Source organism: Sphaerospermopsis sp. LEGE 08334, from assembly GCF_015207205.1.
GTDB lineage: Bacteria > Cyanobacteriota > Cyanobacteriia > Cyanobacteriales > Nostocaceae > Sphaerospermopsis.
In genome coordinates this window covers 1-19201 of sequence record NZ_JADEXH010000001.1, presented here as the reverse complement: position 1 = coordinate 19201, position 19201 = coordinate 1, and the positions used below count along the sequence as shown (strand labels likewise).

Genomic DNA, 19201 nt, shown 5'->3' with positions numbered 1-19201 from the left:
GATTTTCAGGATGTTTTATTTGTCTGAACCAGGATATCCAGGATGTAAGGATTTACAGGATGTTTTATTTGTCTGAATCACAAAAATAATACCGAAAATAAGTGTATATTTTATGTGATTAATGCTATAATTAGCTTACTAACAAAAACGTGAAACACTTATGATTTTAGATATTAAACAATCTGCGTTTCAATCTTCACTGAAAATTGCACCTAAATCAACTTATGACTTATTGATTGAAAATCAAGCAGATGGAACAGTGAAAGCGACATTATTAAGTTTACCAGAATGTCAAGGGATAGGAAATACAGAAACAGAAGCAATAGAAGCATTAGATAAAATTCTGCAAGCACGTTTAGGAAATGCTAAGATTGTGACTTTAGAAATTGCCGCACCAAAAACAGAAAATCCTTGGTTAAAAATAGCGGGTAAATATAAAGATGATCCGCAATTCGATCAAATGCTGGAATATATAGAAGAATATCGTCGTGAACTAGATGCAATTAATGAATAAAGGTTAATAAATAAGTGGAAGATTTAAGAATATTAGATACAGATCATCTATCTTTATTACAGAGAGGCAATTCACTGATTAGACAGCGATTAACTAGGTTTAATCCTGAAGATATTGCCATAACTATTATCACCGCTACAGAACAACTACGGGGAAGAATGAATATTATTAACAGGTGCGAATCAGCGAATGAATTAGTTTTAGCTTATGCTAGGTTAGAGGATACATTAGAAGACATAAATAGTCTAAATGTCCTACAATTTACCGAAGCTGCGGGTAATATTTACACTGAATTAGTTAAGCAAAAAATCCGCGTTGGTACTCAAGATTTACGTATTGCTGCAATTACTTTATCAGTTAATGGGGTTTTGGTAACTCGTAATTGGAAGGATTTTGAAAAAGTTCCAAATTTGCGTTTAGAAGATTGGAGTATTGGTTAATAATGTCTGAATCAGGATTTCCCGGATTAAATGATTTTCAGGATGATATTTGTCTGAATCAGGATGTCCAGGATTAAAGGATTAACAGGATGTTTTTGATCATTTATGGTTTTCTGTGAATGATAGAGAATATATTTTTTTATCTGAATCAAAATTTATAATTATTCAATCTTCACAGACAATCTACAAATAACAATCCTGTACATCCTCAAATCCTGGTTATCCTGATATGGCTTACGCCACGCTACGCTATCAAACAACTTCCCAATCTTCAATTTCTAAATCTTTAACTCTGCTAAACTCTCTAACATTATGAGTCACTAAAATTAAATTATTCACCAAAGCAATAGCAGCAATTTGTATATCATTGGAACTAATAGGAGTTCCATAATTTGCTAAATCAGCGCGAATATTGCCATACATTTCTGCACATTCATCATCAAAAGGTAAAGAAACAAACTGTTCTATAAACATCTTTTGTACAGCAACAGCTTTTTGAGGATTATTACTACGCTTAGAACCATAAAATAATTCAGCTTTGACTACAGAACAAACTGCTATTTTTTCCGGTTCTAAATTATCAAGATGATGATTAATACTAGGAGATTTACCCTTGAGATACATGATACAAACATTTGTATCTAGTAAATAAATTAAGGATTTATTGTTCATCATTAACCCCGATTAAATCATCATCTGTTGCAAATTCAATATCAGCACAAGCACCATATAAGTTAAGTAAACCTGCGGAATGGAGAATATTATTTTGGATTAAAAATGCTTTGAGTTCAGTGTCAGAATTAAAAGTTAGTAAATCTTTTAGTTCATTAAAATCAATTAATCTTTCTTTAAATGCTTCCATTACAAGATTATTGAGGATTTTTTGTGGTAAGTTATCCCATTTATTAATCACTTTACTTGTGAATTGATCTGGTAAGTTAATGGTTACTTGCATAATTGGAGATTGTTTTAAGTTTACTTAATTAAATATGTTATCATAATTTTTTTATTTTGTCTGAATCAGGATGTCCAGGATTAAAGGATTTTCAGGATGTTTTTGACCATTTATGGTTTTCTTTGAATGATAGGAAATATATATTTTTTATCTGAATCAGAATTTATAATTATTCAATCTTCACAGACAATCTAAAAATTACAATCCTGTAAATCCTCAAATCCTGGTTATCCTGATTCAGACAAGAGAATATATTTTTATTATTCACAGAAAATCTACAAATAACAATCCTGTACATCCTCAAATCCTGGTTATCCTGATTGAGACAATCACGTTAATACACTTTCTCGCACTTGCAATTTATTGATAATACTTTCCTCTAAAAGATGATAGAGAAAATGAGGAGTGTTTAAATTAGCTGAATGTAATAGGTTTTGATAAACTTGACAAGCTAATTCATCATTTAAAATCCGGTTGTGAATAATTCTTGTCCATTCAGGTGCAGTTATCATTAATTGAGGAACAACTTCAATAAATGCTGTAATTTGTTTTTCCATATCAAAAGATTCCAGAAAATGAATTAAGCTAAACATCACTTCGGGTTGTTGACATTGATCATCTAAAATCAGATGATAGGCAGATAAATCATTTTCATTAGGATTTTCAGCTATGTAAATTAAAGTATTTTCAAAATTTGTAATTTGTGCTTCTGTTTGCATCAAGCGGTTATTTTTTAATATTTCTAGTAAATTGTTTTGATTCATAGTTTATCATCAATGGTTTTTAATTCTTAATTTTTAATTTTTAATTCCCCAAAGGTGTCCTAATTCAGATAATACACCAATTATCATATTGTAAATTAGGGATGTTTTGGAAATGTTTAACATTAGCAGTAATTAAAACACATTGATATTGAATAGAAGAAGCAGCAATTAGTAAATCAATAGGGGTAATTAATAAACCTCTTTGACGTAAATCTTGATAAATAATACTGGCAAAGTTTGCGGTATTGACATCAAGAGGTAAAATTTCGCTACTATTAGCAAGAATTTCAAATTGTCGTAAAAGATTTTTCGCATTTTTATACAATAAACCGCTTTTGATTTCATAATAAGTTAGCACAGAAAAAGTCAGATAACTATGAAAATTTTGATATTCCCGAAATTTGCTGACAACCTGTATATCTCCTCGCAAGAAATACGATATCATATTAGTATCTAATAAGGCTTTTTTCATAATTCAATCTCTCTTTCTAAATCTAATAATCTTTGTGCTGTTATTTCCTGTTCCAGATTTTGCAATATTACTCTTTCTTCTGCATTAGCAATACCAGCAAACTGCATAAAGTCTACAAGTGTTGATGGAGGTGATTTTTGACCTAATTTTTCAGCTAATTTGGCAAAAATTATTTCTGCAATTTCATTTTGTTCGGTTTCTGGTAGTTGTGAAACTACACCAAATGCTTTTTGTAGGAGAATATTCATAGATACAGTAAGTTAGTTTTTGTTATAATTATACCACAATAATATTCAAATGTCTGATAGTCTGGCACAAGCTATATCAGTATATCCAAGATTAAAGGATTTTTAGGATGTTTTATTTTGTCTGAATCAGGATGTCCATGATTAAAGGATTTACAGGATGTTTTTGATAATTTATGGTTTTCTTTGAATTATAGGAAATATATTTTTTATCTGCATCAAAATTTATCATCATTAAATATTCACAGACAATCTATCAATAACAATCCTGTACATCCTCAAATCCTGGTTATCCTGATTCAGACAAAATCAGGAAACTACACCTATTTAGTAGTAGATTTAGCTTTCTACGTCATCTGGTAATGGTTCATAATTTGAATAATCTAATTCTGGTATCTTACCAACTATTTTAAAAGATGGTAAATTAAGTACAGCAGCAATTAAATCTGAATTAGATATTGCATCAGGATTTATAAGATGTCCATAATGTCCATAGCATTCTGATAACTCTTCCCATAATGCACTTTTTATACAGTCTAATATAAAAGCATTACCTTCTATATCGTCAGGGTTAATTTCATCAGCTAATTTAACAGTTAATTCTGACATGATATCTGGTTCATCATTATTTGTTTCTACTGTAATATCACCAAATTCACTACTTAATGTTAATAGCATTTGTTTTGTCCTTTATTTGTGTTGTTTACTAGGAATTTTTAATTAGACCTGATATCAGTATCTAATAACTTCGTTTTTTTTAGGTCAAGAGAAAACTTGTGTCTTAAAAAATTTACCCCCTCTATGTCAACTCAAAATCACTCACTTAATAATTCAACTAAAGCATCTTTACTTTTCTTACTAAAACCCACAACACCACGTTTTTTAGCCATATTCTTTAATTCCGTTACAGTTAATGTTTTCAAAATTGCCGGATCTTTAATAACTTCTGGTAATGATTCAGGTGTTAAATAAAAAACCTGCTTTAAATCCTTTAACTTTGCTTTGGTGATACCACATCTCAAAGTTGTAATTGGATCTAAATTTTTCCAATATTTACGCGGTGCTTCATCTATTCTATTAGTCGCAACTGCTAATTTTACACCTTTTAAATTGCTTCCAGGTTTTTCAATTAAATATTCTAATGCTGCTTTGATTTCATCTCTCGTAGCATAGGTTAAATTGATTTTTGGTAAAATTTCACCTGCAAGAATTTTACTGATTTTTGCTGTATTTTCACTATCATCAGCAATAATACACCAAATTCTCTCTAAACCTGCGGCTTCTGCAACTGCATAAATCAAGGAATTACCAATTACTTGATATTCGTCTTCTCCTGTTTCTTTAACTATCACAGGTATCCAGTTACGTCCTCCTAATTCATTTAATGCTTTTGCTGTAGACTTGATTAAAAAATCAGGTGTATCTATACTTTCACCAGGGGTAATTTCTTTCATGTACAGATACATTAAATTTCCAATATTGTCTAATTTCATTGTAGAAAATACTCCTTTGCTAAAGCTAAATAATAATCACGAGCAGTTTTGTCTTTATAAACCGCAGGTATTAAAGAAAAAGTTGCATTTGCTATATTCGCATAGCTTGGTATTTCAAAGATATGACGATCTTTCTTAGCATTAGTAAAACGCGGATAGAAATAGGGTAACAAACTTTTATCTTTGCTAATAATATGATCAATAGCTTTTTGTGCTGTTAATTTTGCAGCATCAGTGATCTTTTCTCCATTCCAAAAAATAGGTAATGCAATTGGAGAACCATCTTTTTTAACCTTTTGTATTTCTGGAATAAACTCGCGGATAGCTTTAGCCGCATTTTCTAAAGAAAAAAGATTATTATGTTTAGTAGGAATTAGTACAACATCTGATGCAAGTAAAGCACATTGACTAAAAAACCGCCAGTTTGGAGGAGCATCAATTAATATGTAGTCATAATGATATTTTACCTTGCTTAAAACTTGACGCAATCTATTTATTTGAAAGAATTGCATAATTTCACTTTCTGGTTTATCTCCTAAATCATGATCACAAGGAATAATATCAAAACTCACACTTTTCTTTAGAGTTTTAAATTCTACTGTATATGTTTGCAAAACATCTTGAAAAGAAACTAAATTATTTTTATCTTCCAAAAGAGAAAATAAAGTAGATTTTTGTGGTTTAGAATTTAAAGAAGTAGTTAAATCTTTTTGATTTGGATCAAAATCTACCGTCAATACTTTTTTACCTAAAAGGGTGAGAATAGCTGCTAAATTAACCGTAGTAGTAGTTTTGCCAACCCCACCTTTGTTATTATAAATAGCGACCGTTAAAGCTTTGGGTGTATGTTCAATTTTTTGCCTAATTTGTTTAGCAATTTCATGAACATTATTTTCGTTAATTTCTAGACAGAGAGAAGCAGGATGTATTACTTTACCGTGCTTTCTAAATAACTGTATATGCTGTGAATTAGTAATGATTCCCCATTGTACAGTTTTACAATTCTCAGCAAGTAAATAACCTTTGAGTTGTTTAAAAGTTGAGTGATAGTCTTTACTCCCTTCACTCAGATTACAATCTTTTCCTTTTATTTCTATTAAAATATAAGGATGAGATTGAGTCTGTAAGAATACGTCACTATCATCTTGATTATGACGTAAAGCATAGTCAACTTTTTCTGCTCCTTTTCCTGTGCTGTACTGTGGGTAAATTTCAGTTGCATTGAAACCCAGTGCCTTTAAAAAATGGGGCATAAAGTTATCGCGCACAATAGCCTCTGCTGAATCATCAGGAAGGTTAATTAATGCTTGTTTAAGTGCTTTTTCATCCATGATTTAAAGTCCAAAATAGAATTTTTGATCTAAGAAAATGATTGAATACCACCAATAACCAAAACACTGATTTTTGCAGTGTCTTGATAAACGTAACTATATATTGATCGTTTGAGAGCGATCGCCTTTATTTACATATTTACCCCACCCCTAACAGTATATTACTAAAAGAGTTACTTAGGCAAGCAAACGCGATCTTACCTATAAAAATATACCTTTGTTTTGCAATAATTCCATTCAAATAACTTATGATTATGACGTTATGGGTATAAACAAAGTGCGCTACCCTAACTCGCGGCAATTTTTTATACTGTAATATTTTTATGACATCGAACCAGAAGTATCTAACAAAAGAATTACCGGACAACGATTTTCAGGGTTTTCTACAAACTCAGGTAAACCTACCGCCATTATTTACACTCCTGGTCAATCACAACTAGATGCAAAATATTATATTTCATATCTTACCCATTAATACTAATTTTAACATGAGTGTTTTCACGGAATCAATATCTTGCCTAAACTGTAATCAAGCAGCGCCCAAAAACGAGTACATTCATATAATGTTTTTCATCAAAAAATTAAGTCATCAAACTCAAAATTGCCAACAACCGTTAAACTAAATATAAATAACCATTAGGATAAACAAATGAAAGCAATAGAAGTCACAGGTAACATTGATGAAAAAGGGGAATTATTTTTAGACAACCCCCTGAATGTAGAAATACCCGGAAAAGTCAGAGTAATAATTCTTTTTACTGAACCTACAGATGAATTAGAAACTGATAATGATGATACTCCTATTGAAGAAATCAAAGCTAGTTTAAAGAGAGCAGTACAAGAAGCAAAAGCTGGAAAACGTATTCCCCTATCTCAAATGTGGGAGGGAATAGATGTCGAATGAACTGCCAATATTAGAAATAGAATTAACACCTGAATACCAAAAAAAAACTTGCGTTATCTTGCTAAGAAATATCGGAATATTCGTTCTGATACTCAAGCAATAATTGAGCAAATTCAAATCGGCAATTTTTTAGGTGATAGAATATCTGGACTGGGTGAAAATTACATTGTTTTTAAAGTCAGAGTTAAAAATAGCAACATTCAAAAAGGCAAAAGTGCTGGTTATCGCATCATTTATCAAGTTGAATCACCAACCAATGTACTTTTATTAACCATTTACTCTAAATCAGATCAAGAAGATATCACCCCACAGGAAATTAAAAACATTTTAGTTGAGTCAACTGAAAACAAATAATTTACCTGTTCAACCTTCCCCAAAATCCCCCCATCCGCTAAACTCAGAAATGCTGCGTTATTCCTGATCATGTCCGACTCCCAAGTAAGTGCTGCTGTTGCGAAACTCTACGATACCTACCCTTTCCCCCCCGAACCTATCCTAGATGAACCACCACCAGGATATAATTGGCGATGGAATTGGTTAGCTGCTTACAACTTCTGCACAGGGAGAAAACCACAAAACCAAAATATCCGCATTTTAGATGCTGGTTGTGGTTCAGGAGTCGGTACAGAATATTTAGTACATCTCAACCCCCACGCGCAGGTAGTCGGAATTGATTTAAGTGCGGGTACACTAGAAGTAGCAAAAAAACGCTGTCAAAGTTCCGGTGCTGACCGTGTAGAATTTCATCACCTGAGTATTTACGATGTGGAACAAATACCAGGACAATTTGATTTAATTAATTGCGTTGGTGTGCTTCATCATCTACCAGATCCCATTCGTGGTATTCAAGCATTAGCGAAAAAACTCGCTCCTGGTGGGTTAATGCACATTTTTGTCTATGGAGAATTGGGAAGATGGGAAATACAACTAATGCAAAAAGCGATCGCACTTCTTCAAGTTAACAAACGCGGTGACTATCGTGATGGGGTGCAAGTCGGCAGAAAAATCTTTGCTTCTTTACCAGAAAATAACCGTCTTGTCAAGAGAGAAAAAGAAAGATGGGCAATGGAAAACCAGCGAGATGAATGTTTTGCGGATATGTACGTTCATCCCCAGGAAACAGACTATAATATTGATACATTGTTTGAATTAATAGACGCTTCAGAATTAGACTTTGTGGGATTTTCCAATCCTGGGTTTTGGGATTTAGAAACCCTATTGGGTAAAGCACCAGAGTTAATAGAGAGAGCGGGAGAATTAACAGAACGTCAACGTTATCGCTTGATAGAATTACTGAATCCCGAAGTAACACATTATGAATTTTTCCTCACCCGTCCTCCATTAACCAAATACGACTGGAAAGAAGATAACAGCTTATTAGCAACCATTCCTGAGCTTAACCCCTGTATAGATGGGTTTCCCAGCAAATGTATATTTAACTACGATTACCAAATCATTAATTTATCAGATGCGGAATTTGAGTTTATGCAGAAATGTGATGGTGATGCCAAAATAGCCGACATTATCAGCCAAACTGAGCTAGACTTAAATGGAGTTAGAAAACTTATAAAACAGCAATTGCTTTTATTAACACCTGGATATAAGGTTTAAAATGTATGGTGTAGGGTGTGATGTGCGTAATCCGTTTTAATAAAACCAAACTTCAGGAAGTTCATCCACATCTTCCACCAAAAAATCTCGATAAACCCATACATGAGAAGCATTATAGAGATCACTAAGAATAGGTTTTTTTACACCATTTTTATCCCAAGGTTGAAGATCAGAATCTAACTCACAGAAACCCACCCATGAAAACCCTTGTTGTTGCAAATATTCAGCCCTGACAAGAATTGCCGCCAATACTGCCATATCATAAGGTTTTAGGGAAGTATCAATATCTTCCAGATTAGCAAAGACTTCTAGGAGGGATTTTTTCTTAACAGGAGAAATGATAGCCAAGGGAATACCATTGTCAGTGATGGTTAGAGTTTCACCTGTTTTTTTAGCTTGGTTAATTAAAGTTTGTAGAATAGGGGGGAGTTCTGACAGAGTAATTTGTGACATAGTTATTTCTGGGAAAAGATCAGGTTTTAGTTTATATTTTTGCACATCTTAATTCAGGGCGTAATCTCAGTCAGGAGAACCCCCAGAGTATAGTTCATGGGAAAAATGTAACAGTTATGCCAGATTGACCACTATTTTAGCCCAAGTCAAGTTAGACTTAAACGGAGTCAGGAAACTCATAAAACAGCAATTGCTTTTATTGACACCCAGCGAGAGAGTGTAGAAGAAGCAGGGGAAGCAGGGGAAGAATATTAACTTTTGCCTCTTGCCTTCTATTCCCTGTTCCCTGTTCCCTAAAAAATAAGATAATTGTTTTTTTCTAAAGTATTGTTACCAGAGCGTGATATGATTCAACTGACTGAATGTGCAGTCACCCTATTTAGCTGTACTGGTTTCAAGTCCCGTGAGCTTGTCAGAAGAACAAATTGTACCCACTCCGACAACAGAACAAGATACTCAAGCTAGTTCTGAAGAAAAACAGCCAGCAAGCTCCTCCATGCAGGAGTTTTATCAACTCTATCAAGAGTTGTTGGTAATCACGCTTGTGTTAACAGGGGTCATTTTCATCTCTGTTTGGGTTTCCTATTCCCTCAACATTGCTCTAAATTATTTATTAGGGGCGTGTGCAGGTGTGCTTTACTTGAGGATGTTGGCCAAAGATGTAGAGCGATTAGGCAGAGAGAAACAACAGCTGAGTAAAACCAGGTTAGCTTTATTAGTCATCCTGATTTTGTTAGCATCAAAGTTGAAACAACTGGAAATCATGCCCATATTCTTGGGATTTCTCACCTATAAAGCCACACTCATCATCTATGTAGTTAGAGTGGCGTTTATATCTGACTCCACAAAGCTCCGGCAACCTTAAAACGCTCTGTTTCTCCAGTAAGATGAGAGAAGCGATCCCACTAACAAGAAAATGCTGAATTTTCTGAACTTTTACTCCCTTCCATTGGCAGAATTGGAAGTGGGTAAACATCTGTACTGGCAAATAGGCAACTTAAAGCTACATGGACAGGTGTTTCTCACCTCCTGGTTTGTAATTGGCGTATTAACACTGGTTTCCATCTTGGCAAGCAGCAACGTTAAACGCATTCCTAGCGGCATTCAAAACTTGATGGAATTTGCCCTAGAATTTATTCGGGACTTAGCAAAAAACCAGATCGGCGAAAAAGAATATCGCCCCTGGGTGCCATTTATCGGCACATTGTTTTTGTTTATTTTCGTGTCCAACTGGTCAGGGGCATTAGTTCCATTTAAACTAATTCATTTGCCAGAAGGTGAACTGGCCGCTCCCACCAGCGACATTAACACAACAGTTGCCTTAGCACTGTTAACTTCATTAGCTTACTTCTATGCTGGATTCAGTAAGAAAGGCTTAGGGTACTTCGGCAACTATGTGCAACCAGTTTCCTTCATGTTGCCCTTCAAAATTATTGAAGATTTCACCAAGCCTCTTTCCCTAAGCTTCCGTTTATTCGGTAACATCTTAGCTGATGAATTGGTCGTAGGCGTGCTAGTGTTGCTAGTGCCTCTATTTGTGCCATTGCCAGTAATGGCCTTGGGATTATTCACAAGTGCTATTCAAGCCCTAATTTTTGCCACCCTCGCCGCAGCCTATATTGGTGAAGCGATGGAAGATCATCATGGCGAAGAGCATGAGGGACATCACTAAACCCCTCAGATGACAAGAGTTAGTCATAAGGTGACAGGTGACAGGTGACAGGTGACAGTTATGAGGTGAGCCACTGTGGTGGACGGGTTTCCCGGCATAAACAAGTGGCGAACTCGAAGGGTGACAGGTGATAGGTGACAGGTGACAGAAAGTAGTCAACAGTCAACCGAGAGCAGTCAACCAAAAAACAACATCTGATCGCTGATCGCTTATAGCTGATAGCTAACTACTAAACAACTCTACAAGTTCAACAACTAACCACTGTATAAAGTAAGGAAAGAATATCATGGATCCATTAGTTTCTGCTGCTTCCGTATTAGCTGCTGCTCTCGCTGTTGGTTTGGCTGCAATCGGCCCTGGTATTGGTCAAGGTAACGCAGCAGGACAAGCTGTAGAAGGTATTGCTCGTCAGCCTGAAGCAGAAGGTAAAATTCGCGGTACATTGTTGCTCAGTTTGGCGTTCATGGAAGCGTTAACCATCTACGGTCTAGTAGTTGCTCTCGTACTGTTGTTTGCTAACCCCTTCGCATAATTAGTACACAGTCTGAGTGCTGAGTGACAAAAATTAGGAGTTAGGAGTTAGGAGTTAGGAGTTGAATTAATGACTCACTAACTCATAACTCATAACATCCACCAATCATAACTCAGGACTACAACCATAGATAGGAACAAGCAACAATGACACACTGGATCACCTTATTGGCAGTAGAAGAAGTTGCCAAAGAAGGGGGCTTGTTTGACTTAGATGCGACTTTGCCCTTGATGGCAATCCAGTTTCTAGTTTTAGCCCTGATATTGAATGCAACTCTCTATAAACCATTGGGTAAAGCCATTGATGGACGTAATGAATATGTCCGTAACAATCAATTGGATGCCCAAGAACGCTTGTCAAAGGCGGAAAAGTTAGCCGAGCAGTATGAACAAGAACTAGCCGGCGCAAGAAGACAAGCACAAGCGATTATTGCCCAAGCTCAAGCAGAAGCGCAAAAAACAGCGGCTCAGAAAATAGCTGCCGCGCAGCAAGAAGCCCAAGCACAAAGAGAAAAAGCAGCTGGTGAAATTGAGCAGCAAAAACAACAAGCTTTAGCTTCCTTAGAAGCTCAGGTAGATGCCCTCAGTCGCCAAATACTAGAGAAGTTGTTAGGTGCTGACTTAATAGGCCAACGCTAACTCGCAGAATTGTCGGGGAAGGGAACAGGGAACAGGGAACAGGGAACAGTGAAGAAAGTAATCACTGACTACTGACTACTGACTAGTGACCACTGACTACTGACAATAGATTTTGAATTTGGCAGCACAGTTGTGGATAGAAAATCATGGGGACTTTTGTACTATTGATGGCGGAAGCAGCCGCCGTCGGAGGTGAACTGGCAGAGGGAGCAGAACATAGTGGTTTTGGTCTGAATACTAATATTTTAGAGACCAACCTAATTAACCTTGCCATTATTATTACTGTACTGTTTGTTTTCGGACGTAAGGTTTTGGGTAATACCCTCAAATCTCGTCGAGAAAATATTGAAACAGCAATTAAGAGTGCAGAGCAAAGAGCAGCGTCGGCTGCAAAGCAATTGCAAGAAGCGCAACAAAAGCTAACGCAAGCTCAAGCTGAAGCTACCAGAATTAAAGCTGATGCAGAAGTAAGTGCAAAAGCTGCTGGTGAGGCTATTTTGGTTCAAGCCGCTGCTGACATTGAGAAAATGCAAGCTGCTGGTGCGGCTGACTTGAATGCAGAACTAGAGCGCGTAATTTCTCAATTGCGTCAAAAAGTAGTAGCTCAAGCACTGCAAAAGGCGGAAGCTGAACTCAAGACTGGCATTGCTGAGGATGCTCAAAAAACTATTATTGACCGTAGCATCGCTCAATTGGGAGGTTAGAAACCATGAAAAGTAATGCAGCTACAGCAGAAGTAGCCCAGCCTTATGCACAGGCTTTGTTATCCGTTGCTCAAACAAATAATTTGACAGAAGAGTTTGGTGCAGATGCACGGACTCTCATTAGTTTGATTTCTGGTTCTGGGGAACTTCAAAACTGTTTGGATAACCCATTTATTCAACCAGAAACCAAAAAGAATCTGCTCAAACAATTGTTAGGGGAAGGTGTTAACCCCTATCTGAGAAATTTCATATTGCTGTTGGTTGATAGAAGACGCATTTCTTTTCTAGAAGCAATTTTACAGCAGTATGTAAACCTGTTACGGGAATTGAATCAAACGGTTTTAGCAGAAGTTACTTCTGCTGTTCCTTTGACAGATGCACAACTGCAAGCAGTGAAAGAAAAGGTTCTTTCTATTACCAAAGCACGGGAAGTAGAAATCGAAACCAAAATTGACACCGATTTAATTGGTGGTGTGGTGATCAAAGTCGGTTCTCAAGTTATTGATGCCAGCTTACGTGGTCAACTACGTCGCCTTTCTTTGCGCTTAACTAATGGTTAATGTTGGATAGGTGACAGGTGACAGGTGACAGGTGACAGTAAAAGTTACTGTACAACTCACTAATCACTAATTACCAGCAACTTATTCCGTCTTGAAAGAACACTGAACAATAGGCATAATGAGCATTTCAATTAGACCTGACGAAATCAGCAGCATTATCCAACAACAAATCGAGCAATATGACAAGGAAGTCAAAGTTGCTAATGTTGGTACTGTACTGCAAGTTGGTGACGGTATTGCCCGGATCTATGGCTTGGAAAAAGCTATGGCTGGGGAACTCCTAGAATTTGAAGATGGTACTATTGGTATCGCCCAAAACTTAGAAGAAGATAACGTTGGTGCGGTATTGATGGGTGAAGGCCGCAATATCCAAGAAGGCAGCACCGTTACCGCTACTGGTAGAATCGCTCAAGTAGCTGTAGGTGATGCTTTAATCGGTCGTGTTGTTGATGCTTTGGGTCGTGCTATTGATGGTAAGGGCGAAATCAAAACTGGCGAAAGTCGTTTGATTGAATCCCCAGCCCCTGGTATTATTGCACGTCGTTCTGTACATGAACCCATGCAAACCGGTATTACCGCTATTGACTCCATGATTCCCGTAGGTCGGGGTCAGCGTGAGTTGATCATCGGAGACCGCCAAACCGGTAAAACTGCGATCGCAATTGACACCATCATTAACCAAAAAGGTGAAGATGTAGTTTGTGTATACGTAGCCGTTGGTCAAAAAGCTTCCACCGTTGCTAACGTTGTCCAAACTTTACAAGAAAAAGGCGCGATGGACTACACCGTAGTTGTCGCCGCTAACGCCAGTGACCCCGCAACTTTACAATTCTTAGCTCCCTACACAGGCGCTTCTATTGCTGAATACTTCATGTATAAAGGCAAAGCTACCCTGATTGTATATGATGATTTGTCTAAGCAAGCTCAGGCTTATCGTCAGATGTCCTTGTTGTTACGTCGTCCACCCGGACGGGAAGCGTACCCCGGAGACGTATTCTACATTCACTCTCGCTTGTTGGAACGTGCTGCTAAACTCAGCGATGAATTAGGTAAAGGTAGCATGACTGCATTACCTATCATTGAAACCCAAGCTGGTGACGTATCCGCTTACATTCCTACCAACGTAATTTCTATTACTGACGGTCAGATTTTCTTATCTTCTGACTTGTTCAACTCTGGTATCCGTCCTGCGGTAAACCCCGGTATCTCTGTATCCCGTGTAGGTTCTGCGGCACAAACCAAGGCGATGAAGAAAGTAGCAGGTAAGATTAAACTAGAATTAGCACAGTTTGACGACTTACAAGCGTTCGCGCAATTTGCTTCTGACTTAGATAAAGCTACTCAAGATCAGTTAGCTCGTGGTGTACGTTTACGGGAATTGTTGAAACAGCCCCAAAACGATCCTCTATCTGTAGCTGAACAAGTAGCGATTCTTTACGCTGGCATTAACGGTTATTTAGATGACATTGCTGTAAACCAAGTTACCAGCTTTGTTAGAGGTTTCCGTGAATACTTGAAGACTGGTAAGAACTCCTACTACTCAGCAGTACAAGGCAGCAAAGTGTTGGGAGATGCTGAAGAAGCAGCACTCAAAGAAGCTTTAGCTGATTACAAGAAGACCTTTTTAGCTACAGCATAATCGGTGATTGGTGATTGGTGATTGGTGATTGGTGATTGGGAAAAGGCAAGAGGCAAGAGGCAAGAGGCAAGAGGGAAAGGGTAATACATATTCTTCCCTGCACCCCTGCACCCCTGCTTTCTGTCACCTGTCACCTGTCACCTGTCACCTATCCAATGACTAATGACTAAGGACTAAATCATGCCTAATCTCAAAGCAATACGCGATCGCATTCAGTCGGTCAAAAACACCAAAAAAATTACCGAAGCTATGCGGCTAGTGGCTGCGGCGAGAGTACGTCGCGCTCAAGAGCAGGTAATTGCCACCCGTCCCTTTGCTGACCGTTTGGCACAAGTATTATTTGGTCTACAAACTCGCTTAAAGTTTGAAGATGTAGACCTACCACTACTGAAAAAACGGGAAGTTAAATCTGTCGGTTTGTTGGTAGTTTCCGGTGATAGAGGTCTGTGTGGTGGTTACAATTCTAACGTCATCCGTCGTGCAGAAAACCGCGCTAAGGAACTCAAAGCCGAAGGTTTAGATGTTACTCTGGTTATCGTTGGTCGTAAAGCTACTCAATACTTCCAACGTCGTGGTTACAAAATTGATGCTAACTACACTGGTTTAGAACAAATTCCTACAGCAGCAGAAGCTACTAATATCGCTGATGAACTGCTTTCTTTGTTCTTGTCAGAAAAGGTAGACAGAATTGAGTTAATTTATACTCGGTTTGTGTCTTTGGTGAGTTCTCGTCCTGTGGTACAAACCTTGTTACCTTTGGATACTCAAGGTTTGGAAACCGCAGATGATGAGGTTTTCCGCTTAACAACCCGTGGTGGTCAGTTCCAAGTGGAACGGGAAAAAGTAGCGAGTACAGTTCGCGCTTTACCCCGTGACATGATTTTTGAACAAGATCCTGTACAAATTTTAGATTCTTTGTTGCCTTTATATCTGAGCAATCAGTTATTAAGAGCTTTACAAGAGTCCGCAGCTAGTGAACTGGCTGCACGGATGACTGCGATGAGTAATGCTAGTGATAATGCTGGTCAACTCATTAGCACTTTGACTCTTTCTTATAATAAGGCGCGTCAAGCTGCTATTACTCAGGAACTCCTGGAAGTTGTGGGTGGTGCGGAAGCACTTAGTTAATTTGGTAGTTGGTGATGGGTGATGGGTAATTGGTAATATTATTACTTATCACTTATTGCCGATTACTTGATGAGGTTTAAGAAGGAATGAACCACGAAGGGACAAAGGACGCGAAATCAAAAATATGGTTATTGGATGGTAGCACTGGATAGAACACAGTGGAAAGGACGAAATATTTTTCAGCAAACCCTATCTAGCTTTTGTCTTTATTCAGCTACCCCTAACTACCTTGTCACCCGTTAAGGAATAGCGGGCAAGATGCCACAAGAAATTTTTAGACATTGGGAAATTTTGTATTTTTTATAATCCAAAATCTAAAATCCAAAATCTAAAATCGGATCATCTTCTCAAAACTAACTGAAAGGAATTTAAATATCCGGTAATAGTTTTTTCTAATGTGGAACGCTGTTTTCTAGAAACTATTGCCATGACTTGATATAATCTTCCTTCAGCAACATACATCCTATTTGTAGTTACTTTACCAGCCGAATCTATATATTGAATTTCTTTACCTGGATGACTGTTTGAACTGCGAATATTACGTTCACTAATTAAATTGCTTTGTGTTGCTTTTAAGGTATTTTCTTTGGCTTGATTCAATATTTGTTGTGGGCTAGTCATCTTAGCATAGCTGTAAGGAAATTCATTGTAAGTGACTAAATATGCAACTTCCTGTTCCAGTGGTTGGGCTACAAATATGTTTAATTTTATTTCTCCCATGTAGGTTTTTTGCACTTGAGTTTTTGTTTTTGGTCTGACTGGCATTAAAACTTGAAAACTCTTATCTGGGGGAGTAAAGATTTTCCATTGTGACTGCACTACTTCGGGAACATTTGGTTTTTTGTGAGTAGCTATAGGTTGGGATTTACTTACCTCGGCAGAAATAAACCCACTATAAACAAAAGTGGCAGTAATGAAAGGTATTAAAAATTCAATATTCAATTTCATATTCATAATTTGTAGCCCTCGCAGATGCGGTTTTTATTGTTGCTGCTAGTGTCAGTTTTTAGCTATTAGTTATCAGCTATCAGCTATTAGTTAGGGTTTGCTGAAAAAGTCTTTTCGTGGAGGCAGGCAAAAGGCAAGAGGCAAGAGGCAATAGTTTGGGCTATCTGTTATCCCTAAATTTTGTGATTTATTCAACCCAAAATGCACGCTTTTGGGAGTATCCCCCTCAAAAATCTTGCATCTATTTCTTGATTTTCCACCTCAATCCCTTGATTTATCTAGGTTTTACATTTATTCAGCAAACCCTAGTTAGAAATAGGAAAAATTGAATACTGATTACTGATAGCTTACCTGCTATTTATAACCTAAAAGCAGATAAAGCCGCACCTATTAATCCTACTTGTTGATTAAGAATTATTATCTAGCGATTTTAGCTTTATTTTCCCTCTAATTCCCACTGGTAAAAATTACAAATGAGGGAAAAGTCATGACTAACACACCTTACAACGGATATCAGGATTTATTAAATATTTTTAAACAAGCGCAAAAGGATACACCAAAAGGAATAGGGTTAAAACGATCTATCAAAGGCAATAAATCTTATATATCCTTGCAGATACAAATAGGTAGTAAACGATATGAGAGATCGTGTAATTGTGAATTTACACAAGTAGGTATCATACAATCATTAGACAAAGCACACAAAGTTAGTGAAGCATTAACACTATTCACAAGTGAATCAGATTTTTTTGCATGGTATGAAATACATATACTCGGTAAATCACAGATTAAAAACAATTTAGTAAGCTTTAGTGATGGTTTTAACCAAGTGAGTGATTTTTATTGGAATAGGACTAAAAAAACAGGTAAACAACGAATAAAAGGTAATTCTTCTGATGAGACTACATATCATGATGTATATGGACAATATTTTGATCTGATTCCTAACAAATCCAAGACTATAACATTACCTTTGATAATGAGTGCAATAAACACAAAAACAAAAGGATCTAAAACGTATATAAATTGTGTCAAGGCATTTAAGAAAGTTTGTGAATTATGTGGACTGGATAGCATTAAAAATGAGTTAGATAAACTAGATTTAACGCAAACAATATTCAGAAAACTTGAGAATATATCACTAGATCAGTTTTTGGAATTTAGGGAGAAAGTCTTAAATGATAGAGAGAATCTATCCAATAATGATATTGAGAATAGGAAAAAATGGATGTATGTATTCTCCTTACAAGTTGTATATGGATTGAGGATATCAGAAGTATTTGCAATAAAAAATCTGCATGAACCATATACAACTAATGATGATGTATGTATTTTAGGATTGAATGATTTTAATAATGTAAACATGGTTGCAGTAATTGGCAGTGAAACTACAGGAGGTACATCTACTAAAACAGGGTATAGATTAGCTATACCGTTAATACCACCTACTCACCCTGATCTAATAGAAATATTAGATATTAGAAATTGTGCATTACCTTATGTATCTATGGATGGACATAGTGATAGATCAAAGGTTCATAGATATGCAAGTAACGCTAGGAAGAATCTAGAAAATTGGGGTAAAAAGTACGGGTTTATTACACAAACTCATGCATTAAGACATCTAGCTAATTTGAATGGAATCATGGCAGGAATACCACTAGAAAAACGTGCCATGAGTTTAGGACACTCACCAGAAATGAATGACAGAGTATACAAAAAACGTGCTACTACTAAAACGACATTAGATATTCTCACCAAATCAGATAATCAAGCTATACCTTTAGAAAGTGCCATTAACATAGCTTCTCGTCTAATGATAAATAGTGATAGTTCAGGATCAACAACCTTGAACAAAATTATTAAATTGTTGAGTGCAATTTATAATGTGAGTGAAGATGAGATAAGAGAGAAATTAAATCATGAATGAAAAATAATATTCCTTGTACAAATTGTGTAAGGATTTTTCTTTTTGGAGGGGTTTTGAAATCCTTGTACAAATCCTTGTACAAATCGTGCAACAAATCCTACAAGGATTTAAAATGCCTCCTTATACAAATCCTTGCACAAGTTGTTGAACAAATCGTTGTAGGATTCCCCGGAGTCCTCACCCTATAAAGATCCTGATGAATATTTACTAATAATAATGTGTACCATTAAAAAGCTTTACTCTCACTGGATTCTGAGCGTTTTTGAGC

General features: G+C 36.5%; 24 protein-coding genes. 14 read left to right on the top strand and 10 right to left on the bottom strand.

Features of this window, described 5'->3' with window-relative positions:
* Positions 1–160 precede the first annotated feature (160 nt).
* Positions 161–514: a hypothetical protein gene (locus IQ237_RS00120; RefSeq protein WP_194051007.1), complete on the top strand. Its 354-nt coding sequence runs from the start codon at positions 161–163 to the stop codon at positions 512–514.
* A 14-nt stretch (positions 515–528) separates the two neighbouring features.
* Positions 529–954 (top strand): type II toxin-antitoxin system VapC family toxin, encoded by a 426-nt coding sequence (locus tag IQ237_RS00115; protein ID WP_194051005.1) that lies wholly within the window; start codon positions 529–531, stop codon positions 952–954.
* A 252-nt stretch (positions 955–1206) separates the two neighbouring features.
* Here IQ237_RS00115 and IQ237_RS00110 read toward each other — a convergent pair whose 3' ends face one another.
* From IQ237_RS00110 to IQ237_RS00075, 8 genes are all read right to left on the bottom strand, one after another.
* The gene (locus IQ237_RS00110; RefSeq protein ID WP_194051003.1) at positions 1207–1626 is read right to left on the bottom strand and encodes a type II toxin-antitoxin system VapC family toxin; all 420 of its coding nucleotides are present in this window, start codon (positions 1624–1626) and stop codon (positions 1207–1209) included.
* Positions 1616–1909 (bottom strand): hypothetical protein, encoded by a 294-nt coding sequence (locus IQ237_RS00105; RefSeq protein WP_194051001.1) that lies wholly within the window; start codon positions 1907–1909, stop codon positions 1616–1618. The genes IQ237_RS00110 and IQ237_RS00105 overlap by 11 nt, the downstream gene beginning before the upstream one ends.
* Before the next feature lie 329 nt (positions 1910–2238).
* The gene (locus IQ237_RS00100; protein WP_194050999.1) at positions 2239–2673 is read right to left on the bottom strand and encodes an Imm30 family immunity protein; all 435 of its coding nucleotides are present in this window, start codon (positions 2671–2673) and stop codon (positions 2239–2241) included.
* A gap of 64 nt (positions 2674–2737) precedes the next feature.
* Positions 2738–3145, bottom strand: coding sequence for a type II toxin-antitoxin system VapC family toxin (locus IQ237_RS00095; protein ID WP_194050997.1), 408 nt, complete (start codon positions 3143–3145; stop codon positions 2738–2740).
* Positions 3142–3393, bottom strand: coding sequence for a hypothetical protein (locus tag IQ237_RS00090; RefSeq protein ID WP_194050995.1), 252 nt, complete (start codon positions 3391–3393; stop codon positions 3142–3144). Before IQ237_RS00090 ends, IQ237_RS00095 begins: the two co-directional genes overlap by 4 nt.
* Positions 3394–3729: 336 nt before the next feature.
* Entirely contained in the window at positions 3730–4068 is a 339-nt protein-coding gene (locus tag IQ237_RS00085) for a hypothetical protein (protein ID WP_194050993.1), read from the bottom strand.
* Positions 4069–4205: 137 nt separating this feature from the next.
* Entirely contained in the window at positions 4206–4883 is a 678-nt protein-coding gene (locus IQ237_RS00080; RefSeq protein ID WP_194050991.1) for a Rho termination factor, read from the bottom strand.
* Positions 4880–6214, bottom strand: a complete 1335-nt coding sequence (locus IQ237_RS00075) for a ParA family protein (RefSeq protein ID WP_194050989.1) — start codon at positions 6212–6214, stop codon at positions 4880–4882. The genes IQ237_RS00080 and IQ237_RS00075 overlap by 4 nt, the downstream gene beginning before the upstream one ends.
* Before the next feature lie 649 nt (positions 6215–6863).
* Here IQ237_RS00075 and IQ237_RS00070 point away from each other — a divergent pair.
* The 3 genes from IQ237_RS00070 (at position 6864) to IQ237_RS00060 (ending at position 8729) form a co-directional block, all read left to right on the top strand.
* On the top strand, positions 6864–7118 hold the full coding sequence (locus IQ237_RS00070) for a hypothetical protein (RefSeq protein ID WP_194050987.1): 255 nt from the start codon (positions 6864–6866) through the stop codon (positions 7116–7118).
* Between the two features lie 48 nt (positions 7119–7166).
* Positions 7167–7472, top strand: a complete 306-nt coding sequence (locus IQ237_RS00065) for a type II toxin-antitoxin system RelE/ParE family toxin (protein ID WP_309225534.1) — start codon at positions 7167–7169, stop codon at positions 7470–7472.
* A 69-nt stretch (positions 7473–7541) separates the two neighbouring features.
* Complete coding sequence (locus IQ237_RS00060) at positions 7542–8729, top strand: class I SAM-dependent methyltransferase (protein ID WP_194050985.1); 1188 nt, start codon at positions 7542–7544, stop codon at positions 8727–8729.
* A gap of 36 nt (positions 8730–8765) precedes the next feature.
* Here the strand turns inward: IQ237_RS00060 and IQ237_RS25995 are convergent, their stop codons facing one another.
* Positions 8766–9182, bottom strand: a complete 417-nt coding sequence (locus IQ237_RS25995) for a type II toxin-antitoxin system Phd/YefM family antitoxin (RefSeq protein WP_228019420.1) — start codon at positions 9180–9182, stop codon at positions 8766–8768.
* Between the two features lie 403 nt (positions 9183–9585).
* Here IQ237_RS25995 and IQ237_RS00050 point away from each other — a divergent pair, with 403 nt between their 5' ends.
* The 8 genes from IQ237_RS00050 to IQ237_RS00015 all read left to right on the top strand — a co-directional run bounded on the left by IQ237_RS00050 (position 9586) and on the right by IQ237_RS00015 (position 16055).
* Entirely contained in the window at positions 9586–10047 is a 462-nt protein-coding gene (locus IQ237_RS00050; protein WP_194050983.1) for an ATP synthase subunit I, read from the top strand.
* A 51-nt stretch (positions 10048–10098) separates the two neighbouring features.
* The gene (gene atpB / locus IQ237_RS00045) at positions 10099–10854 is read left to right on the top strand and encodes a F0F1 ATP synthase subunit A (protein WP_096572349.1); all 756 of its coding nucleotides are present in this window, start codon (positions 10099–10101) and stop codon (positions 10852–10854) included.
* 286 nt (positions 10855–11140) lie between these two features.
* A complete protein-coding gene (gene atpE, locus IQ237_RS00040; protein ID WP_010994186.1) occupies positions 11141–11386 on the top strand; it encodes an ATP synthase F0 subunit C in 246 nt (81 codons plus the stop codon).
* A gap of 146 nt (positions 11387–11532) precedes the next feature.
* Positions 11533–12024 (top strand): F0F1 ATP synthase subunit B', encoded by a 492-nt coding sequence (locus tag IQ237_RS00035; protein WP_096572350.1) that lies wholly within the window; start codon positions 11533–11535, stop codon positions 12022–12024.
* A gap of 146 nt (positions 12025–12170) precedes the next feature.
* Positions 12171–12728, top strand: a complete 558-nt coding sequence (locus IQ237_RS00030; protein WP_194050981.1) for a F0F1 ATP synthase subunit B — start codon at positions 12171–12173, stop codon at positions 12726–12728.
* Between the two features lie 5 nt (positions 12729–12733).
* Positions 12734–13288: an ATP synthase F1 subunit delta gene (atpH, locus tag IQ237_RS00025; protein WP_194050979.1), complete on the top strand. Its 555-nt coding sequence runs from the start codon at positions 12734–12736 to the stop codon at positions 13286–13288.
* 118 nt (positions 13289–13406) lie between these two features.
* Complete coding sequence (gene atpA, locus IQ237_RS00020; protein ID WP_194050977.1) at positions 13407–14927, top strand: F0F1 ATP synthase subunit alpha; 1521 nt, start codon at positions 13407–13409, stop codon at positions 14925–14927.
* Between the two features lie 180 nt (positions 14928–15107).
* Entirely contained in the window at positions 15108–16055 is a 948-nt protein-coding gene (locus tag IQ237_RS00015; RefSeq protein ID WP_194050974.1) for a F0F1 ATP synthase subunit gamma, read from the top strand.
* Between the two features lie 339 nt (positions 16056–16394).
* Here the strand turns inward: IQ237_RS00015 and IQ237_RS00010 are convergent, their stop codons facing one another.
* Entirely contained in the window at positions 16395–17009 is a 615-nt protein-coding gene (locus tag IQ237_RS00010; protein WP_375539889.1) for a hypothetical protein, read from the bottom strand.
* A gap of 481 nt (positions 17010–17490) precedes the next feature.
* On the opposite strand from IQ237_RS00010, the gene IQ237_RS00005 reads away from it, so the two are divergent.
* Entirely contained in the window at positions 17491–18933 is a 1443-nt protein-coding gene (locus IQ237_RS00005) for a site-specific integrase (protein ID WP_194050971.1), read from the top strand.
* The last annotated feature ends 268 nt before the right edge of the window (positions 18934–19201 follow it).